Origin of the sequence: Yersinia bercovieri ATCC 43970, from assembly GCF_013282745.1 — a bacterium.
Lineage (GTDB): Bacteria > Pseudomonadota > Gammaproteobacteria > Enterobacterales > Enterobacteriaceae > Yersinia > Yersinia bercovieri.
Window position 1 is genome coordinate 657,815 of the sequence record NZ_CP054044.1, and the last position, 24,082, is coordinate 681,896.

The following is a 24,082-nucleotide window of genomic DNA, read 5'->3' on the forward strand; positions in this document are numbered from 1 at the left end:
CTCCTTCAGAATTATTCCACTTCTATCTGTTTCACCTGCAAATTGCCGCCACTCTCTACTTGCAGAGCATGGCTGCCGCAATGCGGGCACCCGGCATCATGCCGTTCAATCTCTACGCTGGCGCTACACTCCCAGCACCAAGCCGTTGCCGGCAAGTAGCTGAGATGCAGTTGGCAATCGGCGGCCAGTGTCTGGCGGCTAGCGACATCAAAACTGAATCGCAGGGCGCTCTCTTCAATGCAAGAGAGCGCCCCAATCTCTAGCCATACTGCGGTTACCCGTTTGGCACCGTGGCGCTGCGCCTGCTGTTCAATCAGCTCTAGCGTGCTGAGGCATAAGCTGATTTCATGCATGCTGATTCTTTATTTGGCTAACTTTATTAAACAAAGCGCGCCGCCGTGGATTGGCAGGGCCGTCGGCATCTACCACCGGCAGTGAGAGCGCCATGCGCGCACTTTGCTCTGCCAGTTGCAGCGCCCGCTCCGCGCTGAGGGTAGTATCCAGTGGCGACATCAGCGAGCGACTCAGGTATTGGCCACAGCCCGCCACTTCGCTGACGGTAAAACCGATGGTGCCACAAGGCAGCGCTAGCATCAGTCGCTCACCCACAGTGCGGCGCTGCCAGCTCTGACTCGGCCCCGGTAACACCACTAAACTCAGCATCCACGGTGTCAATAGCGCGCCAATCCACTGCTGCTCAAATAGCTGAAATCCACAGGCCCGCAGTGGGATGTGGTCGCGGTAAAACGGCAAACCGCGCATCGACTCAGCCGCTATCTGACCAAAGCGACTCTCCAGCAATGCCGCCGGATGGTGTTGATGGCCGGTAATCACATCAGACATGACTCTCTTCCCGTCGGTTGAGGGTGACGCCACTGGCCCGCAGCGCCGCCAGGATCTGTTCCAGTGCCGGTTCCATTGCTTGCGTCACGGTCGAGGTCAGGCCGATCCCCGGCGCCAGTGACTCCGGCACCACGCCCACCAGTGTCAGTTGGCGCGGGAACTCATCAGTCAGTTGTAGCGCCATCAGCACATCACATAGCCCCAGTTGATGGGGCGACACTTTGCGGCTAAACATGGCGGGGATCTCTTTATCACGCAGCACCGCGACACTGCCCGGCGGCTGGCCAGTTAGCACCGCATCGGCCACAATCAGATGCTCGCGATTCGCCATCGCCTCCATTAGCTCCAGACCAGCCGTGCCGCCATCCAGCACTTCGACACCCGCAGGAATGGCAAAGCGCTGCTCCAGTGCTTCCACCAGACGCACTCCCACCGCTTCATCACTCAGTAGCAAATTACCTATACCTAATACCAAAATCCCCATCACAGCACCTTGACTTTGGTCACTTCGTTGCCCGTTGTATCAACAATATGTACAGCACAAGACATACACGGGTCGAATGAGTGAATGGTTCGCACCACCTCTAGCGGCTTGGCAGGATCAGCAATCGGCGTGCCCACCAGCGCTTGCTCGTATGGCCCCGGTTCGTCGTTATAATTACGTGGCCCGGCATTCCAGGTGGAGGGCACCACCGCCTGATAATTGGCGATTTTGCCATCCTTAATCACCACCCAGTGCGACAACATGCCGCGCGGTGCCTCTTCAAATCCGACACCACGTATTTCCCCTGTCAATGGAATATCCGGCTTGATAAAGGTTTCCACATCACCGGTGCCAATATTGGTGACCAGTGCCGTCCACTGCTGCGCCAGCGTTTCATGCAGCACGCAGCAATGCACCGCACGACCAATAATGCGGCCCAGTGTTGAAGGTAACTGTTCGGCAGTGATCCCCTGCCCGCTGAGCTGTTGATAGGCCGCGCCGATATCGCTGAAGTGCTGCTTGGTTGGCCCATGGTCTGCCGCCATGCCACACATCAGCCACGCCAGTGGCCCCACTTCCACGGTTTTGCCGTAGAAGGTCGGCGCTTTGACCCACGAATATTTGCCATCTTCCTGCCAGCCGGTGTAGTTCGGGTTGGTTTTACCCTCCCATGGCGCGAGCGGTTCGTCGTCCTGATACCAGGCGTGTTTGCCGCTCTCGGCGATACCTTTGATCAGATAGGGATCGTTGTGATTGGCTATCGGGCGGAAGCGGCCATTTTCCAGATAGCCCCCCGGCAGCAGGAAGGTTTCGCCTTTGCGATCTGTCGGTAGCTCCGGCACGCTGAGGTAGTTATCCGCCCCTTTGCCCAGATGGAGCCAGCCCGGATAGTGAGCGGCGATCACCGCCGTATCCACTTTGTAAACTTGCTCGATAAAGCTGCCCAGACGATCGATGAAGGATTTCACCAGCATCAGGCGCTCCAGATTGAGCACGCTCGGCATATCCAGATTGATCGGGTTAGCCACGCCACCTACCGCAAGATTCTGAATATGCGGGGTTTTACCGCCCAAAACTGCCACGATGCGGTTAGCATCGCGCTGACACTCCAGTGCTTGCAGGTAGTGCGCCACCGCAATCAAATTCACCTCTGGCGGCAGCGCCATCGCCGGATGGCCCCAATAGCCGTTGGCAAAAATACCCAACTGCCCGCTGGCGACCAGATCTTTGATTTTCTGCTGCACGCGGGTGAACTCTTCAGCGCTGTTCAATGGCCAACTGGATAGGCCGCTCAACATGGCGGCCGCCTTTTGTGGCGAGGCTTGCAGCGCAGAGGTGACATCCACCCAATCCAGCGCCGACAGTTGATAGAAGTGCACGATATGGTCATGAATGCTATGGGCCGCGAGGATCAGATTGCGGATATGTTGCGCGTTAACCGGCACCTCCATCCCCAGCGCGTTCTCCACCGCACGCACCGAGGCGATGGCATGAATGGTGGTACAGACGCCGCAAATGCGCTGCACAATCATCCAGGCATCGCGCGGATCGTTGCCCTGTAAAATCTCCTCCATGCCGCGCCACATGGTGCCGGAGGACCAGGCCTTGATCACCTTGCCATCCTCAATTTCGCAGTCGATCCGTAGGTGTCCCTCAATGCGGGTAACGGGATCAATGGTGATGCGTTGGCTCATGCTTTACCTCTGTTTGATTACTCTTATGTAACTGTCCGTGAGCGGGAAGCACCGGCAACAGCCGAATCAATAAAATGTAGGCGCAGACCTCAATGGCGACGAAGCCGATTGAGATCAGAATTTCACTGGTGGTGGGGAAGTAGTTGTAGCCACCGCCGGGATTGAAGGCCAGCAGCGAGTAGTTGAGCCGCCACAGTGCCGCGCCGCCAATCATGCAGAGCGCGCCGATAAAGAGTAAGCGGCTATCCTCTCTGGCCCGCCGAATACGGAAGATCAGCAGCGGCAGGGTCATCAGCACGATTTCCGCCCAAAAGGCGATGGCGTAGCGGTCAAAATGCCACAGATAATCGGTCTTATGGCGCACGATGACTTCACCGAGGCGCAGCAGCACAAACAGCAGCAGGAACAGATCAATGATGGTGGTTAAGCGGGTGAACAGCGGCGCTTCATTGGCCCCTCGCCCGCGCAATCCCGCCTGTACTAAGGAGCCTTCGAAAATAACAATCGAGAAGCCCAGAATGGCGGCCGTCAGCAGGGAGAATAGCGGCAGCATTTCATAGCTTTGCCACAGGGGATGGATCTTGGCACCCGCAGCAATCATCAGTGACCCCATGGAGGATTGATGCATGGTGGGCAGCAGCGCACCGAGGGCGATAACAAAGAACATCACTTTGTTTAGCCGCTTCAGCGAGACTTTCCAGCCGAGACGTTCGAATAGGGCGGGGGCAAACTCCAGCGCCATCACGCCGATATAAATCGTCATACAGACGGCGGTTTCGAACAGCACTGAATTGACGTTGAAATAGCCGGGAATGAAGAAGTACGGCAGGTTCCAGTAGCGGCCCACGTCAATGGTGATCGACAAACCGCCGAGCGCATAGCCAAACAGGCTCGCGAGCAGTGCCGGGCGTACCAGCGGGTGATACTCACCACGGTTAAACACGTAAACCGCCCACGCCAGCGCCCAGCCGCCACAGGCAAGTCCTGTGCCGACCAGTAAGTCGAAGGCTATCCAGATCCCCCATGGGAAGCCGCCATTCAAATCACTGACAGACCCCAGCCCAAGCACCAAGCGCTTGACTATCAGCAGCGCGCAGAGCACCACAAAGGGCGCTAACAGCATCACTGGCCAGCTGACCAGCCGCCCACCCAGTGGGCTGGATTTATGCATCGTCATCGCGACTTTCCTTTTTGTTCTGCGTCTGCGGCTTACCCTGGCTCTGTGGCGGCTCCTGACTATCATCTTCTTTGCGCTCATCGCGGGTATTGCGATGCACCAGTGCCGTGACACCCGCCAGAACCGCCAGCGGTAGGATCATGCCTTTGTACAGCGTATGCTGGACATGCTCAGAGCGCGCGCCAGTCGCCAGTTCTGCCAGTGGCGGCAAATCGAGCTTCTCGGCCGGGACCCCCGCCAGCACCAAGACCTGTGTGCCGCCGCCCTCTTTTTCACCATAAACGTGCGGTTCATAGTGGGCGACCGGGTGCTCGTAGGTGTCATTGGCACTGAGTGTCTGACGCGGGAAGCGGTAGTTTTCACCCGGTTTCAGGGTCAGCCGCCGTTGCGCCTCAGACAGCAACTCCTCACGGGTGCCAAATATCACCGCACCAGTTGGGCACACCTCGACACAGCCGGGTAGCCCACCTTTGTCCAGCCGCTCTACCCCTTTCTGATTGCATAATTCACATTTGTGGATCTGGCCAAAGGGGTTGTCATAATCATATTTCGGCACATTGAATGGGCAGCCGACCATGCAATAGCGGCAGCCAGTACAAACATTGGGGTCATAGTGGACAATGCCGGTTTTGGCATCTTTGCGCAGTGCGCTCACCGGACAGACAGAAACACAGTTGGGATCAACGCAGTGCATACACTGCTTTTTGATATAGGCGTAGCCATCTTCTAGCTGATCTTTATGAATCCCCGCGCCGCTGGTCCACACCTGAATAATATTGTTGGTGTAGGGGCTAAGTTTGTCGTTGTTTGACCAGATGGCCTCACCACTGGCATAGGTTTCGCCATGTTCGGCAAACTCGCTATGGTTGATCTGCTGGCATTTGCTCACACACGCCTGACAACCGACACATAACGTGGAGTCATATAACATGCTCAACGCACCGGGGATCGGTGGCCGATTTTGTACCTCAGCTCGCGCACTGGGCGAAAGCCCTGCCAGCAGCACACCGCCAGAGGCTAATTTGAAAAAGTGACGTCGGTTCACGGCTACTCCTCCCGCGATGGGTGATCGTCATCTTTACGGCGCTGTTTCTGTTGCCGCCCCAGCTCACGGACGGTCATCAGGCTAACGCCCGCCACCAATCCCACCACGCCGCCCAGCAGTGCCGTCGCCGTGGTCGACACCTCGCCGCCTTCCGGATTATGAATCAGCGGTTTTTCAGCGCGCGGTGTGGGGTTCTCCACATTCGCCAATTGGGCGATGCCTTTGGTGAAGCCAATTCCCTCTTCATTGCAGCCGTAGCAAGGGTGCCCAATACCCACCGGCCAGATGCCGCCGCCGACATCGCAGAACTCCAGTGTTGGGCAGTTGCCATAAGTCTCTGGCCCTTTACAGCCCAAGTGGTAAAGGCAGTAGCCCTGCCGGTGACCTTCGTCGCCAAACTGGCGCGCAAAGCGGCCAGCATCAAAGTGCGGACGGCGCTCGCAGTTTTCATGAATCAAGCGGCCATAAGCAAAGGTTGGGCGGTTCTTGGCATCCAACGCGGGTGGCCGCTGGAAAGTGATGATATGGGCGACAGTCGCCAAAAAGTTATGCGGGTTGGGTGGGCAACCGGGGATATTAATCACCGTTTTGCCGGGCAGTGCGTCTTGCAAACTCACCGCGCCAGTCGGGTTGCCGCCAGTGGCGGGCACACCTCCCCAGGCGGAGCAGGAACCAATGGCAATAATCGCCGCCGCATGTTCCGCTGCTTCGCGGATATGCTCGACAATCGGCTTGCCCGCCACCATGCAGTAAATCCCGCCATCTTTCAGCGGGATAGAGCCATCGACCACCAGCACATATTTCCCTTTGTACTGTTCGATAGCCCGGTGCTTATTCTCCTCCGCTTGCTCACCAAATGCGGCCGACAGCACTTCGTGATACTCCATCGAGATAACACTGAGCAGTAGATTCTCAATGGTGGGATGGGTCGAACGTAGTAGCGATTCAGTACAACCGGTGCACTCCTGCGCACCAATCCAGATGACCGGTGGTCGTTGCGGTGAACTGACCGTGTTAGCAATTTCAGCGGCAGCTTTACTGCTAAGACCCATGGTGGCAGCCAGTGCTGCACAAAGCTTCATAAAATCACGACGGTTAACGCCATGCTGGGAAAGCATGTTTTTTTCCCCTACCATTATTATTCCTCTGTTTATACCCTTAGATAAAACATGGTTTTAGTGTTAATAGTTTGTAACCTCACCAATTTAATTAAGTTGATCTTTATCAATGGAAATTGATTGAATGATTGGGGGGCTAATATCTGTGAACTAAAACCGTTTCAGCAAAATATTTCATTTGCCAGAAAATAAAAAATCTGTCAGGTGATACCGCGAATAATGCCGATGAAATTCAATATCATTTAGCCAAAAACATAAATTGACTTAATAACTTTAATAGCCGATTACTTATTTTAGTTATTTAACTATAAATATTAATTTCATAAGTCGAGAAATGAAAACAGATAATATCAGCCCCGGATAATAACTCGTTATAGGTATATTGAGTCATCAACTTTACCTGTGCTGCCGCCATCACCTTACTGGGGTTAGTCGATGAGCCAGCAAAGCGGTAATATCATGCCCAAAGGTGACACACGCGCCCCCGGTGACCTCCCCCTCGTCAATTCAGCGCAGGTACAAAGCCTTAATCTCACTCACCAATATCGTAGTTAATTGTATATTTTGTGTTTTAATCAATTTATCGGTAAATGAGTCGTGCTATGATTTGTTTACCGGTCACTATTCAACCGGTTAGGCAGCAAACGAGCGAATCCCGATGAGCTTACTCCAGTAAGTGATTCGGGTGAGTAAGCGCAGCTAACACCGCTGCAACTTCAAGTAGGAAGGGTCCGCTATGACAAAATCATTCATTGTTGCTGCTCTAGCCATCGCCACACTCAGTGGCTGCGCCAATAATAATACACTTTCGGGCGATACCTTTAGCAGCTCTCAGGCGGGGCAAGCCCAATCGGTGACTTACGGCACCTTGGTTTCTGTTCGTCCGGTCACTATTCAGGGTGGGGATGGCAATAACATTGCCGGTGCGGTAGGTGGGGCTGTTGTGGGTGGCTTTTTGGGTAACACCATTGGTGGTGGTACTGGCCGCCGTCTCGGCACCGCCGCAGGGGCGGTTGCTGGTGGCGTTGTCGGCCAACAAGTCCAGAGCATGATGAACCGCAGCAGTGGGGTTGAACTGGAAGTCCGCCGTGATAATGGCACCACCTTCCTGGTTGTTCAGGCGCAAGGGGTGACACAGTTCCATGCGGGTCAACGGGTGACGATTGCCACCAATGGCAATAGTGTCACTATCACGCCACGATAATTTTTGGCGTGACAAATAGCGACATTCGATGGGCGTTAGCAGGAGTGGCGTTAACAAATCGATTATCGCCAATAAAAAACACCGTCCAGCCCTGAGGTTCGAGGGTAGGCTGGACGGTGAAAAATATGAGTGTCACTGTTCGACTTTTTTGACCGCCGACTTCACGACATTCTCACCGTGGTTGCCAAAGAACTGATATAGGGTGTCCGACGCTGTTTTGGTTAAGACCATAATTTCGATACGTCGGTTACTGGCCGCTAAAGGCTCTGTCGGAGTCAGTAGCATCTGATCCGCCATTGCATTGATTTGCAGCACTCGCTCCTCACTCAATCCGCCTTTTACCAGCGCTTTGTGCGCCATTAGTGCCCTTTCGCCAGATAGATTCCAGTTGTTATACCGCACCTGATCACGATAACGGGATGCATCGGTATGACCGGTAATAATGATTTTATTGTCCATTTCATTAAAGGCGGGTGCCAGTTCAGCCAGTAAACGGCTGAAGAATGGGGTCAATAACGCACTGCTGCGCTGAAACATATCCCGCTGTTTATCATCTTGAATCAAGATACGTAGCCCTTGCGGTACTACCTCCATTTTCAAGTTAGATTGCGCGTCGTAGGTTGAGGTGATTTGCATAATAATGCGCGATAACTCTTCCATCTCTTTACCCGACTTATCCACCACCTCTTCCAATGACTGTTCTGGCTCCGGCACCTCCACTGCAAGGTTACTTTTGGTCTCTTTGGCCTGTTCGTGACCATCAATGCTGTCGGAGAACTTGCCGCCACCACTCTTACTTTTGGAGGGGATCGAAATATAGGATTGCTTGTCAAAAATGGTTTCGCCATTCAATTGCGCCACAATTTCTTGTCGCTCCTCTTCGGAGACGACCCCAACAATCAACTTTGTGGTAGTAACCAAAGGTGCCGAGCGAATTTCTGAGGTTTCCGCGCGCTTTACATTGGATGCCTTGCCAGGGAAACAGATGGCAATTGATGCCGATCTGAATGCTGGGTTAATCAATCAAGAGCAAGCACGTCTACGCCGCAAAGATGTCGCCAGTGAAGCTGATTTTTACGGTGCAATGGATGGTGCATCCAAGTTTGTTCGCGGTGATGCCATTGCCGGTATTATGATTCTGGTGATCAACGTGATCGGCGGTGTTTGTATCGGTATATTTGAGTACGATCTCAGTGCTAGCCAGTCGTTCCAGCAATATGTCTTGCTGACCATTGGTGATGGCTTAGTTGCACAAATTCCGTCGCTATTATTGGCAACCGCAGCGGCAATTATTGTCACCCGAGTCAGTGATGGCGGGGATATGACTGATGAAATTAAAGATCAGTTATTGGCTAAACCGACCATCTTATATGCCGCGGCATTTGTGATGTTCATTCTCGCCATTGTGCCGGGGATGCCCCATCTTGCCTTTCTCAGCTTCACCGGATTACTCCTGTTCGCTGCTTGGCAGCAAAGTAAAAAAATTCAGCAAGCTGATGCTGAACCCGATCTTACAGCCATCAACCAAGCCATCTCTGAAGATAGTGCGTTAAATATCAATTGGGATAATATCCCGGTGGTAGAGCCAATTGGACTGAATTTGGGTTATAAACTGGTAACACTGGTCGATGAATCAAAAGGTCGCCCATTAATCCAACGCCTGCGGGGGGTACGGCAAATTATTTCCGAAACCTGCGGAATTTTATTACCCGAAATTAAAGTCCGAGAGAATTTTCGCTTAAAGCCCTCTCAGTACACCATCAATATTAATGGTGTCAAAATGGCGGGGGGCGAAGTCCATATTGATAAACTGATGGCAATTCCTACAGCGGAACAATATGGCGAGATCGATGGTATTCTGGATATCGATCCGACTTACGGCTTGGCTGTAGTGTGGATAGAGCCACATGATAAAGCGACCGCTTTAAACTTGGGTTATCAGATAGTTGATTGTGCCAGTGTGGTAGCGACACATGCGAATAAAGTGGTGCGGGATCATTTATCTGAACTGTTTAACTATGACGACATCACTCAATTACACCAACGGCTTGAATCACTGTCACCACGTCTGGCTGAAGATTTGGCTGCAGCACTTAATTTCAGTCAACTGCTTAAAGTATATCGCCAATTATTAATCGAAAATGTCTCACTGAAAGATATAGTCACCATTGCCACTACCTTAGTGGAAAGCGCCAATGTTACCAAGGATGCTCTGTTATTGACCTCTGATGTACGCTACGCCTTGCGCTCAGGGATAGTTAATGCCATCAATGGCGACGATAAAAATCTGGCGGTTTATACCATCAATCACGAATTAGAGAATATGTTATTGGGTTCACTGAATCAGGCACAGCAAGCGGGGAAAGTTGTTTTGGATAATTTCCCTGTTGAACCCAATATCCTAACTCAGCTGCAACAGAATATGCCCATCATTAAAGAACAAATGAAGGCAGAGAATCACCAGCCAATTTTATTGGTTACACCACAACTACGCCCATTGGTCGCGCGCTATGCGCGATTATTCTGCGATGGGCTAAATGTATTGTCTTATAATGAAGTGCCCGATGATATGGCACTGAATGTCATTGGTACATTGGAGTAAAGGCGCTATTTCACAACAAGTGATGATAAAACTGGCCACAGTGTAAAAGCAGAAAAAATAGCACTGTGGCCTAGCGTAAAAATCAGTTATCCATAAATGTTTGTTGCCATTGTGTAATGGTTTTTGGTCTCTTATCTTTATCGCCAGCGACATTGGTGAAATAGTGAATCTGCAAGTCGCCATTTTTTTCCGGTGCAACAAAAGCAGCCCATATTTCACCGGTAGGGCTGTACATGATTATTGATGCCCGTGTATTGGCCGCACCACGTACCCAAGTGGTTAATACTTTCGCCCCTAGGTTATCCAGATCATGGGTATAGATATAGACATTGGCTGAAGCGACAAATTGAGTGTAATTATCACCAACTAAATCGCGGAAGTTTTTATCGTCCTCAGCATTAGCAAAAATACCGATAGAGAGCAGTGTTGGTTCTTCGCGGGGATCTTTATCCGCCCTCACATATTGCCCATCAATAAAGACATCTTTGGGCATCGAAATACGACAGCCCCAGCTGCCATTGCTGTGTACCTGAATAGAACCATCTTTTATCGGGATCAGCAACAAGCGACAATTTGATGTTTTATCAATGAGATCGACAACAGCCAGCCCCTCAATCTTGCGCGCTTCGGCTCTGAAAGTACCGCTGTTTTCGCCCGACCAGGCACGGCTATCAATACTGAACCCCCACTCGGTAATTCGGTTAATTTTGATAACCCCCCCACGATCATTCCCTTTGGTAATATTCCACCACTGCCCCTTCCAATCAAAGTTCTTATCAATATCAGACATAGACGCGATGCCTTGAAAATAGGCGCGCTGAATACAACTATTACTGGTACAGCTATTCAGCGCTTTCTCCCACACTCGCCGTTGCTGATAAACTATTTCAGTATCATATTTGATGAGCATCACCTGATAGATCTCACTGAAGGTCTGATCTAACCAGTGTAAATCCTCATTGCTGCATACGGTATACTCTACCGGTGTCACTGCCCGCTGGCAGTTAATGGCGAAAGATGAGGATGAAAACAGCAGTATCAAGAGAAAAAAAACATTGCGGAAAAAAGTCATATTAATTATTTAACCTGATGAAGAATATATGATTTTTATTACTACAAACCAGCTCTATTCGTTCATATTATATCTTTTCTATCAAAAAATATCTTTAGTTGAAAATAAAAAACCACCCGCCTAGGCTAATCACTTAGCCCAAACGGATGGTTTATCTACTGACTATTTTATGACGGCAATAGTTTCACTAACTTAAGCCTAATCCTTATTTTAATTATGGTTATACTCTTGCATATTATCCGAAAGCTTAAATGCCGAAACAGCATCAGTCAGTTGACGAGCCTGCTCTTCCAACGAAGCCGCTGCTGCTGCTGACTCTTGCACCAGGGAGGCATTTTGCTGTGTAACACCATCCATCTCAGCGACAGCCTGACCAATTTGGCTGATACCACGACTTTGCTCATCAGAGGCAGAGGCAATTTCTCCCATAATATCAGTCACATTAGTCACTGCCTGAACAATACTATTCATCGTTTCTCCAGCCTCAGAGACCTGCTTCGAACCAATATTGACTCGAGAGACCGATTCGCTAATTAGCCCCTCGATCTCCTTGGCGGCCTGCGCACTACGTTGCGCCAAATTACGCACTTCACTGGCGACCACCGCAAAACCACGCCCCTGCTCACCCGCACGAGCAGCTTCCACTGCGGCATTCAAAGCCAGAATATTCGTCTGGAAGGCGATACTGTTAATCACGCCGATGATGTCAGCAATACGCCGCGAGCTTTCGGTAATACTACTCATGGTGGCGACCACATCATTGACTATTCGCCCACCATTTTGTGCCGTGACAGAGGCATTATCTGCCAGCTTACTGGCCTGATGCGCATTCTCCGCATTCTGTTTCACCGTGGCATTTAGCTGCTCCATACTGGCAGCCGTCTCTTCCAGTGCCGCCGCTTGCTGTTCAGTGCGCGAAGAGAGATCCGCATTGCCCGCCGCTATCTCGCCGGCGCCGGTATAGATGGCATCGGTGCTACTGCGGATAGTCGAAACCGTGTTTACTAAGCTGTTTTGCATTTCACGCAAATAGGGGATTAATTGCCCAACGCAGTTGCGGCCAAATTCAGCCATTGGTCGACCTAGCTGCCCTTCCGCCATCCGCTTAAAGTGCTGTTTAATCGAATCCAGCGGGCGCACCAGATAGTGAACAATGTAGCGATCGGTTAATAGCAAAATAATGAAACCGGCAATTAATGCCGCGATCAGCGCCCGCACACACCAAGTGACCAATAGCTCAACCCGGACACTGGCGGCCTCGGTTGCTTGATCGACAGTAGAGTTATATTTCTCTACTGCCGCGCCAAACTCGCGACTTAATGGTGGATAACCTTGATTAAACAGTTTGTTATAATCATCAAATCGATTTTCAGCTACCGCCTTGAACATAGGTTCAATCCCTTGACTTAGGAGTGTTGAGTAGCTTTGAATCGTTTTATCCGTCAATGCGGGGTCCATCGGCTCATGGATTTGCAGCTTAAATGCCGCCAACGCGTCTTGAGTATTTTTCAGCGCTACCCCTGCCGAAGCCAGTTCACGATCTGCCTCGGCAGTTGCCCCACTCTGGCGATATGCTGCCGCACGACTTAAACGTGTTACCACGCGGAAATATTGGTCATTGCCCCGGTTAATAATATTAATGTTTTTCTGTTGGTTGGAACTCAATTGCAAAGAGTGCATCAATTGATTAAGTGAAAATAATGTAAAGGTTGAAACACCGCCCCAGAGCAACAAAAATATAACAAGAATAGATAATAACGCCATCCTGATGGTGATATGTTTTAGAAAATTCACGGGAATACCCTTGTGTTTTATTTTTTTAGTTTATTTCCTTGAGATTTCAAGGTGTTTATCGCTGATAATTCCCGCAGGGAAAAAGGCTTAATATCAGGATTAATCACCAAAATAGCATAAAACCAACACAAAAGATCGAGATAACCGATCAATAATAAGTAACTAATTGATTTCATCTATTAAAATGTAAATAACGATCGCTAATTTTGATCGAAAAGTAATTAGCAACTCTCACTATTTTTCGCAGAATATGTCTTTATTTTGAATATAAATACAGTGTCATCTTGCCTATTAACTATTAGGATTATAAGCCAAACAATTAATTTGCTTACTGAGTCGTCATTAACGCCCCTACAATGGCAGCATTAAACACTCCACTAAATGAGATTAGACGAAATAAATAAAAAATTAACAAAAATTCATTTAAAGTTATCAGATTAGATATACAGCAGAATTTATCTATTTATCAAAATTGTTTTTTGTATCGATTTTTGAGCAAAGAAATATGGCGAGAAGAGTGACAATTTTATTCATTGATATGCGGCTAAATGCATAGCGCAACATTGAGTTATCCGGAAGAGAAACCGCCAGCAAACTTCTTGGAGCGCTGGCGGTTAATTTCCCTTAATTCACGGCGGAGATTGCAGCAGTAGGTAGCCTGAATTGACTTAAGTCGTGTTGATACTCAAAAAGGTCAGCCAATCCATGCTGATGGGTGATAGCCACCAGAGTACATTGTGGTAGCTGCTTTTTAAGCAGCAATAGCAACTCTCTGGCTGTTGCGGTATCTAAATTGCTGGTTGCTTCATCGAGATAGAGCGTATCCGGCTGGTTAATCAGCGCTCGGGCAAAAGCCAAACGCTGGCGCTCGCCACCGGAGAATATGCGATCCCAATTAAGCCGCGCATCAAGCCGATCTTGCCAGCCCGACAGCCCCACTTTATGCAGTATTTCGCGCAGATATTCAGGTTCTGCGGTGCTTGCCAGCGGGTAGCACAGTAACTCAGCCAATGTGCCCTGCCCCAGATAGCTCTGCTGCGGCAACAGCAGATTTCGCCCTTGCGGCATTACCCAACCACCTGAATAGTAAGGCCATAATCCACTTAATGTGCGCAACAGGGTCGATTTACCCAAGCCGCTCTCTCCGGAGAGCCGATGCCAACTGCCGTGAGCACAATGCAGTTTGATATCGTGCAGCAAAGCCATGCCTTGTGGGGTCGACAGCGATAAATTCTGAGTGACTAATTCGTCTCCCGCTGTGGCTAACGGCTGTTTACGCTGTTCATCCAAAATCGCCTGCTTAAATTGGCTTAAGCGCTCCAGTGTTGCCGACCAGGTGACCAGCAAGTGATATGCCCGCACAAACCAGCTTAACGCGCTGTAAACCTGACTAAAGGCGCTGCGAATTTGCATCAAGCCCCCCAGCGTCACGGTTTTGTTCAAGAAAGCAGGCAGGGCCGCGAAAATAGGGACAATCATACTGATACGCCCATAACCCACAGTGAAGAAACCCAAATTTCGTTCGCTATTCATCATGGCGCGCCAGTTGCTCACGATCGCCGAGAAATTACGTTTTAAATGATGTTTTTCCTGATTTTCGCCGCCATAGAGTGCAATTTGCTCGGCGTTATCGTGTTTACGTAGCAATGAGGCGCGGAAATCGGCCTCGGCTTTCTGCTTCTGGTAGTTTAAGCCATGCAGTTTTTTACCAATCCAATGGGTAATCAAGCTGCCCAGCAAGGTGTAAATGACCGCTACCCACACCAAATAGCCATATAGGGTGATGTTTTTGCCCCACAGGGTAAATTGCTGCACTCCAGAGAGATTCCACAAAATGATGACAAATGAGGACAATTGAGCAAAATTGATAATAAATGAGGTAAACAGCTCAAGGGTTTTGGTGACAAACAGGTCAATGTCTTCGGCGATACGTTGGTCTGGGTTGTCCATCTGGCCATTGAGCGATAAACGATAAAATGCTCTTTTGGCAAACCAGCTGTCGATCAGTTGTTCGGTGAGCGCCCCTCGCCACTGAATGGTCAACAACTTGATGAGCCAATCCTGATAGACATAAATGCCAATATAAATAGCAATATAGAGACTGTACTCTTTGACCAAACCATAGAGTTTCGCGCTATCAAATGCCCCCAGCGCATCATAGAAAGATTTGCTCCAGTCATTAATCCGAATATTCAGATAAACCACACCAAAGCCGATCGCCAATATTGACGCCAATAGTAGCCACGCCTGCCAGTTCTGGCGTTTCCACCAGAATGGGCGACTTAAATCGAGCAGCATCGCAAACAGCTTTTTCACGGCTGTTGCTCCTGCGGAACTGTCGAACTACCTTGTGGCTTAGCAGGTTTTTCCTGTGGTTGAATAATGGATATCACACTGTTTTGCCGATTATATAACTGGCCCGCCGCCGTGCGCACCCCCGCCAAGGTGATGGTATCCGCTAGCGACTTAACCTCACTCAGATAGCGAGGATCACCATAATTCTCGTCACTCAGGATCAACAGCCGTAATTGGGTCGTCGGATCACTGAGGCGAGGGGCTTGGCTACGTTTGAAGTTAGCGATCCCCTCGTTGACATCTTGCTCGGTAATCAACGTCGGCAATTGGGCAAAGACTCTCTCGGCCTGCTGCAATAGCGCCTCAATTCGAGCCGGTTCGCTGCCAAAACTCATTGTGGTGTCGATGCGATTGGTTTTATCCGCTAATGTGCTGTCAATTTTCATGCGGTAAATACCCAGTGAATCATCCCGTAAAGCTGTTTTGAGGTATTTACGCGCCAGGTCTTGGGCGATAGCCACTTGAACCGCCTGCTGCGGCGTCCATTTCAGCGGGGTGAAACTCCAGACATTTAAATCTGAGCGCGGCTCGATATTCCACTGATTACGGGTTTCACGATGGCCCGTTAGTGGGGAGTGGGTGGCTGCGGCGGCCAGCGGTTTTCGGGGGATCCCCGCCAGATAGCGCTCGGTTTTTTCTTGTAGTTGCGGAGCATCTACATCCGTCAGCAGATAGAACGTGGCGGGCGCAGCGGCACTTCGTTGCCACTGTGATAACAAGTCTTCCTGGCTAACCGCAGATAACTGCGCATGAGTTGGGCGGGTAAAGATCTCTTGGCCAAACCGCAACTGAGTTACCAATTGCTCCTTATTCGCGCTAACAGAATCAGCGCTACTTGCCGTCATCCGTAATAGCGAATTTAGACTCTCTTTCATCACTTCTGATGCTATTTGCGGCTGCTGATGGAGGCTGTTATATAAGCCCAGCAAATCATCCAGCTTTGATGCATCAGCCTGGCCGCTTATCTGCAACTCAGTTGCATTTTGGTTGAAGCTCAGTGAGACGCCTTGCTGCTTTCTCCATGCGGCAAATTGTTCTCCACTCCAGCCTTGAGGGCCACTTTGTTGTACCAACTGCGAGGCTAACTGGGCCTGCCACGGATTAAGATCTGGGGACATAAATCCGGCACCACTGACGGCAGTAAACCAGACTTTTTTATCCGCTTGCGGTGAGCGTAACCAGACCACGCGGTCACCATTGCTGAGCGACCAAACAGTAACCTGTTGCTGCGGATAATTCTGTTTACGCACTACCGTCCCTGTGGTTTTGACCACGGGTAAAACCGGCGCGGCGACAGTTTTTGGTTTAGCTTGTGGCGGCGCAATGGTTCTGTTTTGGAGATGCTGCTCGGCACGCAAAATCGCCCCCGGAGTTGGCAGGGCAAAAGGGGCGTTACCCGGCACGGTGAATTGTACTAAGCGGTCTGGCGTGGATAACCAAAGCTGAATGCGAGCATTCACTTTATCGGCATCAATATGGCTCAGCGCCATAGTGGCCCATTGGTTGATCTGCTTCTGGCTGGTCATTGGCTTGTCTTGCACCAGCGTATCACTGACCTTCTGCACCCAGGCGGCAAAATCGCGGCTCTCTTCGCGATCATTGCTTTTCGCCAGTGTCTCCAGCAGCTCTTGCTTGATGTCGTTGATATCGTCAGCGGCAATCGGGTAGCGTTGTAAGCGCTGGATCTCAGTCTGAATCTGCGTCAACCCGCGGCGATGCCCCTCTGGTGTCACTTGCGCGAAAATACCCAGCGCTGACGTGGTTCTGCCAATATTGGATTTCCGAATAACCATCGAGCTGACCGCAGGCGGAAGCTGCTGCTGTTGACGGCGCAGTTGGCGGGTAAGTGCGGTGAGTGCGATTTGATCCACTAAACGCGCATAAATACCGTTATAGCCCGCCACCCGACTGGCAGATTCATCTAAGCGATAGACCCAAGAGACCTGACTGCCACCACTTTCACTATCTTGCAGGCGAACCACCCGCAGTTGCGGGGATAGCGTCGGCTCATAATAGTGACGCTCAGGGAGTTGGGTGCTAATCAAAGGCGCAAAATAGTGGATAATCTGTTGCGTGACTTTTTCCCCATCAATATCGCCGGTAATAATCAAATGCATATTACCCGGTACATACCAGCGCTGATAAAAGGCTTTTAACTCTGTGGCGGGTAGTGTTCTGATATTTTTTTCATCACCAATGACTGGCCGTTCGGGATAGCGAGAAGCAAAACGGACTGCCTGAACCCGCTGCTGATTCATACGTTCAGCCACCCCGAGTTTACTGCGCCACTCTTCGTAAACTATTTGCCGTTCGCGATCCAACTCCGGCTGCGTAATATTGCTATCACCTGCCATCTGGCTTAATACCGCCAGTGCTTCAGGTAATTGCTTACTGCCTTTAGGGGGGCTGAATAAATAGGAGGTGCGCTCATAATTGGTCATTGCATTATAGTGCTGCGCCCGCACCCAGCCCTGTTGATGCAAATATTCAGAGACCCCTTGCGGGTAATTTTTGCTACTGTGAAACACCATATGTTCCACCATATGGGCAACGCCGCTCTGTTGCTCCTCTTCATCCAGAGAGCCGGCACCGACCACCAGACGGATATCCACCCGCCCTTTTTGCCCCGCCAGTGGAACCAGCGAATAGCGCAGGCCATTCTCCAATTGCCCTTCGATTATCTCAGGTGCCGGGCTGCTAATTTCCTGTGCGCTGGCAACAGGAACCCCAGTCAGCAGCAATAGAATACCCGCTGACCAATAGCGCAATATGCGTGTCATAACTATCCTTATTCTTTATTTAAAATTGCTTACCAGCTATATGCCACATCCAGCCAATATTGACGGCCCATCTGATAATTCGATTCCGTTTTATTGACGTGATTAAGTACGTTGAATATATCCAAACCCACCTTAATATTTTGTTTGCCTAATGGTTGGGTATAAGAAACGCGCCAATCCAGATTAATATTTGGGCTGAATTGCTCTTCTTCATAAACATCCATGGTGCCGCTATAACCCTGACAGCGCACATCGACGTTACATGAAACTGTCTCTTTGGTGGTGATAGAGCGATAACCGGCGATATAACTCAGCCGCTGTGTCCAGTCCAAACGCCATGCCGGAATTTCTGTATTTAATTCAGCAAACGCCGACCATGGGCGATTAAAGTTATCTGCGGGTTTCTCTATTTGTCGGATAACACTGCCCCGATAGATAATCAGTTGGTCAGGATCGGCCTCATCGTCATAAGTCCCATTCGAGCTATAGCTACGTTGAATGTTGGCACCCAAATTCCAGGATAAAACCAGCGAGTGCCAGTCAATTGGGGCAACAGGGGCAACCGTCAAACTGTAAGTATCTGCTCTGCTCTCCCCGTCATTGGTCATGACATAGGTTTTGGTGCCCTCAATTTTTTCTGCGGCAAATTGATCTTTACCCTGACGATGAACCCATTTGGCCGTCCAAATCGTCTCGCCAATACGTTGTTGCAAACCGAAGTTCAGCTCATCGCTGTACGGCGTGTTCAACTGGCTGTAGTTATAGTTGGTGGTTGACTGAGCTTTGCTGTAAACCCACGGCCCCGGAGTGGTAAGCGGGGTTTTCCCTTTCGCGCAAGTTCCCGTGGACGACAGATGTCCGGCACGGCACTCGGTATAAACCGCCTTACGGGATTCGCGCAATTTATAGGCCAGAATATTGCCCGCATAGTAGCGGTTAGCCCCAGCAAACACCTCGGTGTGGTGATCATTCCACACATCATAAGCAAGGTTAAATCGTGGTGAGACATTGAGATTTTTCATGTAATCGTCATAGTCCACACGCACGCCGGGCATCATGGTCAGGAGGGAAAATTTCGCCGTATCCTGCAAATAGATCCCGTAAGTGCTGGCGTTAACGTCCGTTTTTCCGGCGCTATACACAGATCGCATATAGAAATATTGGTCGCCATCCAGACAGCCGATATCCCCGTTACAGACCACATTAGGCGCGGCAATCTGCCCGGTAAAACCGTAGCTGCTGGTTGGCCGGTTATAGCTTGCCGTTGAAAATTCGGCGGTATAACCCACATCAATTTTGTGGTTCACAGGGCCGGTGTAGAAGCTATTGAACGCCATCTCCTGCTGTAAAATCTGGCTTCTCTGCTGTGTCTCTACCCTGCCATAGCCACCAAAACCGGACAAGCCGGCGGAGCTACGCCAATCAAAGTGGGGGCTGGATATCCAGGCAAAATAGTTCTGCTCTTGGTTAGTGATGGTGTTTTCATTTTGCCGATAGGCCAGCTTAGTATTAAGCGAACCTAATTTATTCTGATTTGCCCAATCAAAATTAGCGCTATAACCGCCCCCCTCATTGGTATATTGGCCATTCATGGTATTGGCGCGCACGAAGGTCGAACTGTGCGGTGAATACATTAATGTCAGGTTAAATTTATTATTTTCGTCACTGTCCCAAGAGCCACGTAATAAGTAGGTTTCGCTCAGCCGTGACTGGTCCTCCCACTTTTGCATGTAGCTGTGCCAATAGGGGATGGCCGACTCTTTGCGATTATAGGAAAAGGTAAAACCCGCGCGGTCATTCAGCGGTTGATTGACCGTGATGCTGTAAAAATCTTTGGTAAATTTGGGCTGAGCATCCAGTGAGGAGGCTTTATTAAAACTGACCTGTTTCTTATCTTCGATATGGTATTTCGCCCAGCTAGAGCGAGTGGTGCGATAAGAGATATTGCCGCTAGATTCAGTAAATGACGGGCGTTTTAGTGTGGCATCCACCACACCACCGGTAAATTGCCCATATTTGGCGGAGATATTGCTGTCATAGACGGAGACCGACTCCAGCAAACTGGTATCAATCCAAAAGGCTTCCGGATGACCCGCAGGAAAGTCTGCCCCTGAATTGCCATTCGGTGCTTTCTCAATATCAGCAACATTGTCGCCGGGATTTAAGCGGTCATTATTGGATAAACCATCAACAATAAAATTGTTGTTATAGAACTTTTCCCCGTGGAAAGAGACCGCCTCAGGGGCCAGCTCTCCCGGCGTCGTGCTGTTGCGCGACGTTTCAGAAAACTGCACATTGGGATTGGTGCGCAATAGCTCGGTAATATTGCCGTTGCCGGTAGGCTGTTTGGCAATATCTGTCTCCGTCATCTGCTGACTACCAATTTGCAACTGCCCCGCCGCACGTCCTCGCACGGTAATCACATCCCCGGTACTTTGTGCATTTTCGGTGGCAGTGGGGAGTGTTTTGCGGTAAGAATCAGCGGTCTCACCCGCTGAAGTTGCCAGTGGCCGCAAAATATAGCTACGGCCATCGACCGATAACTCCGCATACAGCCCGCTGCCTTTTAGCAGTAATTCCAGCGCCTGAGGGGTGCTGTAATTGCCACTGATGGCTGCTGCCTGTTTACCCGTCAATAAGCGGCTATCGACGCCAAAGGTGATGCCGGTCTGTTTGGAAAACTGCGTCAATGCACTCTCTAATGGCTGTGCAGAGATAGTGATAACCTGGGTGCTGCCGCCGCTCCCTGAAGCTGCGATAGCCAGCGCTGAAGTACCGCCAGACAGAATGACTGTCAGCAATGTATTCAGCAGAATTTTCCTGCGCATACTTTTACCCTGAAATAATATTTTTATGTTTTCAGGATCAAAGACGCATCAGAGATAAAAATGGGCAGTTGATAATGAAATTAATTATCATTTTTGTTCAAAAAAGAGTTAACCAATTGAATAGTGATGATTTATTTTTTTGATAGCCACACCAGACCGGGCAGCGCTGTATTCACATTTAGCGGCAGTGATTGTCTGAGCAGGCTAAGCGCCTGATCACTGTCGGTTGCAGGTAGTACACCTGTGAAGCGCAATTCGCTTAATGCGCGCCGGCTACGGGGATCGATATACATCAGGCCGGCGCGATAGCGGGTCAATTGTTCAATCACCTGTTCAAGTGGCGCATCCTCAAAAATCAGCTGGTTTTGCAGCCAACTGTCGGCGTTGCGGTTATTGGATACCGGGCCGGTAAATGCGTGCTTATTGAGACTCACCTGCTGCCCTGCCACCAATGTCACCTTGGCCTGTAGGTTGCCATTCGCCCTGACCTCGACGACGGACTCAACCACACTGACTTTGGTCTCCTGCTGCTGCTGTTCTACCGTATAACGTGTACCCAGTGCTCGCGCCTGCGCATCACGACTACTGACCACAAAGGGCCGCTTAGCCTGATCTTTTGCCACAATGGCATACACCTCGCCCTGTTGCAGGGTGATTAGGCGCTGCCCCGATGAGTAGTGAATGTTCACAGCCGAGTTGCTGTTCAGAATGATCTCACTGCCATCATCCAGCGGGATATGTTTGATTTCGCCAACAGCGGTGCGTTGATCCGCCAACCAGTAGCCGTATGGCAGTTGGCTAAGCAGCAACCCACTGACCATTAGCGCCAGCCAAATCGACACCCGCAGACCCGGTCGGCGGCGCACTGGCTCATGTTGGCCGCTGTGCCATAACCCACTCATTTGCTGATAAATTTTTTCATGTTGCTCATTCTGCTGACACCAGTTGTACCAGGCATCCAACAGCTTGCTATGCTCCGGGCTGCCGGGCGTCGCCTCAGAGAAGTCCAACAGCCATTGCGCCGCATCTTGCTGAATTTGAGCAACCCCACCATCAGGGCTATGGGGGTTTTTATTCATGATTTTCCTGACAAAAAATGCGGCTATGGCAATGAATAAGTGCCTTGGCGAGATACTGTTTTACACTACTTTCGCTGACCCCCAGTATCTGGGCAATTTCGCTGTAGCTGTACCCTTCAACACGAGCCATTAAGAAGGCACGGCAGACGTGATCTTCCAGCTCGCTTGCCAGGATCTGCACCGCCTGCGCCACCAGCTGACTGACCGCCGCCCGCTCTTCTGCCGATTGCTCATGTACATCTTCCGCCATCTGGGCCAGCGCCACTAAGGCATCCTGCTCCAGCTTGCGCTTACGGAATTGATCGATCATCACATGATTAGCCGTCACCATCAGATAAGCTCTGGGCTGGCGGATCACACTGGGATCAGCCATGGTCAGCAATTTGATAAAGGTGTCATGGGTCAGATCGGCGGCACTATGGTGACAACCCACTTTTTTACGCAGCCATCCACGCAACCAGCCCTGATGAGCCAGATAGAAGTTACTCCAGAATGTGGTCATATGAGTCATGGAGGTCAGCGCATAAAAAATCGGTGGAAGGGAACTTTAGCCAACAAAGCTTAACGATAATCATTATCGTCTAAATGATTTGGCTGGTGCAATAGTTTTCGCTATGAGTGAATTAAACCAATAATCCGAGTGAATTAAATTGAAATGATTAGTATGAAAACTAAAACCAGCCTATCGAGCTACCTTGAGTGAAATTAACCGATGAATACCGCTCAATCACATATTGGCTATAGGGACATAAAAAGCAATTTCCGTGCTTAACACACCAATATCCTGCTTAAAGTACAACTATTCGCCCGATCAACCATGCTATCGAACGCCTCTCTGGCAGCTCTTTTTTGTCTCCTCGTCACAAATAATAATCGAAATAATAATTACTACCATTCATTTTATGGCGTGATAAATTACGGCCCAGCATCGTCAAATAGAGAGAGAAACGCCGTGATATCCCGATACGTGCCACCAATTTCACCCAAAACAGCTCGTTTTGCTCTCCTCCTGCTGAGTTTCTTGACTCTCACTTTCAGCTTATCTGGCTGCAAACCTGCGCAAGAAGCCGAGACATCAGCGGCAGCGAAAGATACGCCAGCCTGGTCCCGAACGGTGGAGACAGCAAAAGGCCCGGTTACATTGACCTCACAGCCGCAGCGTATTGTCTCCACCAGCATCACCATCACTGGCACTTTACTGGCGATCAATGCCCCGGTTATTGCCACCGGAGCCACCGCCCCCAATACCACTGTCGCGGATAATCAAGGGTTCTTTATCCAGTGGTCAGATGTTGCACAGGCTAAAAAACTGGTACCGCTGTATCAAACCGAGCCGAATGCCGAAGCTGTCGCCGGCATGAATCCGGACTTAATTATCATTTCCGCTACCGGTGGCGACTCCGCGCTGAAGTTGTATGAGCAGTTATCCGCTATCGCGCCAACATTAGTGATTAATTACGATGATAAGAGCTGGCAGGAGTTAGCCATCCTTTTAGGGCAGGCTACCGGGCATGAGTCAGATGCAACGCAAGTGATTGATAGTTTTGCCAATCGGCTTAATGAGGTGAAGCAGAATATCACCCTGCCACCACAACCCACCTCCGCTTTTGTCTATCAAGCAGCGGGCAGCACCGCCAATTTATGGACTGATAACTCAGCGCAGGGGAAGTTATTGCAGCAATTGGGCTTCACACTGGCGACTATTCCTGATGCCGTGAAAGGCAACACCAGCATGGGACATCGCAAGGATATCATTCAGTTAGGTGGTGAGAAGCTGGCCGAGGGGTTAAACGGGGAGACGATTTTACTGTTCTCCGGCGAGAGACCTGCAGTTGATGCATTGAAAAGTAATCAGTTTTTAGCGCACATCCCAGCGATTGAGCACAACCGTGTTTATGCGGTGGGTTATGATACTTTCCGGCTGGATTATTATAGTGCGAGTCATTTGTTAGCACGGATTGAGGGGATGTTTAAGGGGTAAAGGGGGAAACCGAACCAGGTTTCTGG

Annotated in this window: 17 protein-coding genes and 1 pseudogene; 3 read left to right on the forward strand and 15 right to left on the reverse strand. The window is 50.2% G+C overall.

The genetic code is table 11. The features are described 5' to 3' along the window. Positions 1 to 11 precede the first annotated feature (11 nt). The 7 genes from hypA to hybO are packed head-to-tail and all read right to left on the reverse strand — an operon-like array spanning position 12 to position 6,361. Positions 12 to 353 carry a hydrogenase maturation nickel metallochaperone HypA gene (gene hypA, locus HRK25_RS03000; RefSeq protein ID WP_032898103.1) on the reverse strand — a complete coding sequence of 114 codons (342 nt, stop codon included), beginning with the start codon at positions 351 to 353 and terminating at the stop codon, positions 12 to 14. Beyond that, a complete protein-coding gene (gene hybE, locus HRK25_RS03005; protein WP_032898102.1) occupies positions 346 to 843 on the reverse strand; it encodes a hydrogenase-2 assembly chaperone in 498 nt (165 codons plus the stop codon). Before hybE ends, hypA begins: the two co-directional genes overlap by 8 nt. Beyond that, a complete protein-coding gene (locus tag HRK25_RS03010) occupies positions 836 to 1,327 on the reverse strand; it encodes a HyaD/HybD family hydrogenase maturation endopeptidase (RefSeq protein ID WP_032898101.1) in 492 nt (163 codons plus the stop codon). Before HRK25_RS03010 ends, hybE begins: the two co-directional genes overlap by 8 nt. Continuing rightward, positions 1,327 to 3,021 carry a hydrogenase 2 large subunit gene (gene hybC / locus HRK25_RS03015; protein WP_032898099.1) on the reverse strand — a complete coding sequence of 565 codons (1,695 nt, stop codon included), beginning with the start codon at positions 3,019 to 3,021 and terminating at the stop codon, positions 1,327 to 1,329. The genes HRK25_RS03010 and hybC overlap by 1 nt, the downstream gene beginning before the upstream one ends. Continuing rightward, positions 2,999 to 4,198, reverse strand: coding sequence for a Ni/Fe-hydrogenase cytochrome b subunit (hybB, locus tag HRK25_RS03020; protein WP_032898098.1), 1,200 nt, complete (start codon positions 4,196 to 4,198; stop codon positions 2,999 to 3,001). The genes hybC and hybB overlap by 23 nt, the downstream gene beginning before the upstream one ends. Further along, positions 4,185 to 5,243: a hydrogenase 2 operon protein HybA gene (gene hybA / locus HRK25_RS03025; protein ID WP_032898096.1), complete on the reverse strand. Its 1,059-nt coding sequence runs from the start codon at positions 5,241 to 5,243 to the stop codon at positions 4,185 to 4,187. Before hybA ends, hybB begins: the two co-directional genes overlap by 14 nt. Positions 5,244 to 5,245: 2 nt before the next feature. Continuing rightward, positions 5,246 to 6,361, reverse strand: a complete 1,116-nt coding sequence (gene hybO / locus HRK25_RS03030) for a hydrogenase 2 small subunit (protein ID WP_005275305.1) — start codon at positions 6,359 to 6,361, stop codon at positions 5,246 to 5,248. Between the two features lie 736 nt (positions 6,362 to 7,097). Here hybO and HRK25_RS03035 point away from each other — a divergent pair. Beyond that, the gene (locus HRK25_RS03035; protein ID WP_005275300.1) at positions 7,098 to 7,565 is read left to right on the forward strand and encodes an outer membrane lipoprotein; all 468 of its coding nucleotides are present in this window, start codon (positions 7,098 to 7,100) and stop codon (positions 7,563 to 7,565) included. A 132-nt stretch (positions 7,566 to 7,697) separates the two neighbouring features. Here the strand turns inward: HRK25_RS03035 and lafU are convergent, their stop codons facing one another. Further along, positions 7,698 to 8,486 (reverse strand): putative lateral flagellar export/assembly protein LafU, encoded by a 789-nt coding sequence (gene lafU / locus HRK25_RS03040; protein WP_032898094.1) that lies wholly within the window; start codon positions 8,484 to 8,486, stop codon positions 7,698 to 7,700. Here lafU and HRK25_RS03045 point away from each other — a divergent pair. Next, a pseudogene (locus HRK25_RS03045) lies at positions 8,464 to 10,167 on the forward strand (flagellar biosynthesis protein FlhA); the annotation flags it as partial. The gene lafU and the pseudogene HRK25_RS03045 overlap by 23 nt on opposite strands. 82 nt (positions 10,168 to 10,249) lie before the next feature. On the opposite strand, the gene HRK25_RS03050 reads toward HRK25_RS03045, so the two are convergent. The 7 genes from HRK25_RS03050 to HRK25_RS03080 form a co-directional block, all read right to left on the reverse strand. Next, entirely contained in the window at positions 10,250 to 11,239 is a 990-nt protein-coding gene (locus tag HRK25_RS03050) for a lysozyme inhibitor LprI family protein (RefSeq protein WP_005275293.1), read from the reverse strand. A 210-nt stretch (positions 11,240 to 11,449) separates the two neighbouring features. Then, positions 11,450 to 13,033 (reverse strand): methyl-accepting chemotaxis protein, encoded by a 1,584-nt coding sequence (locus HRK25_RS03055; protein ID WP_032898092.1) that lies wholly within the window; start codon positions 13,031 to 13,033, stop codon positions 11,450 to 11,452. A 624-nt stretch (positions 13,034 to 13,657) separates the two neighbouring features. Next, complete coding sequence (locus tag HRK25_RS03060) at positions 13,658 to 15,331, reverse strand: ABC transporter ATP-binding protein/permease (RefSeq protein ID WP_173361780.1); 1,674 nt, start codon at positions 15,329 to 15,331, stop codon at positions 13,658 to 13,660. Between the two features lie 14 nt (positions 15,332 to 15,345). Next, positions 15,346 to 18,168: a M16 family metallopeptidase gene (locus HRK25_RS03065; protein ID WP_005279673.1), complete on the reverse strand. Its 2,823-nt coding sequence runs from the start codon at positions 18,166 to 18,168 to the stop codon at positions 15,346 to 15,348. A gap of 29 nt (positions 18,169 to 18,197) precedes the next feature. Continuing rightward, positions 18,198 to 20,996, reverse strand: a complete 2,799-nt coding sequence (locus HRK25_RS03070; RefSeq protein ID WP_005279670.1) for a secretin and TonB N-terminal domain-containing protein — start codon at positions 20,994 to 20,996, stop codon at positions 18,198 to 18,200. Between the two features lie 131 nt (positions 20,997 to 21,127). Beyond that, positions 21,128 to 22,075: a FecR family protein gene (locus HRK25_RS03075; protein ID WP_071984962.1), complete on the reverse strand. Its 948-nt coding sequence runs from the start codon at positions 22,073 to 22,075 to the stop codon at positions 21,128 to 21,130. Further along, positions 22,068 to 22,586, reverse strand: coding sequence for a sigma-70 family RNA polymerase sigma factor (locus HRK25_RS03080; RefSeq protein WP_049601974.1), 519 nt, complete (start codon positions 22,584 to 22,586; stop codon positions 22,068 to 22,070). The genes HRK25_RS03075 and HRK25_RS03080 overlap by 8 nt, the downstream gene beginning before the upstream one ends. A gap of 510 nt (positions 22,587 to 23,096) precedes the next feature. Between HRK25_RS03080 and fepB the strand changes: the two genes are divergently transcribed. Beyond that, positions 23,097 to 24,056 (forward strand): Fe2+-enterobactin ABC transporter substrate-binding protein, encoded by a 960-nt coding sequence (fepB, locus tag HRK25_RS03085; protein ID WP_005279661.1) that lies wholly within the window; start codon positions 23,097 to 23,099, stop codon positions 24,054 to 24,056. Positions 24,057 to 24,082: the final 26 nt, after the last annotated feature.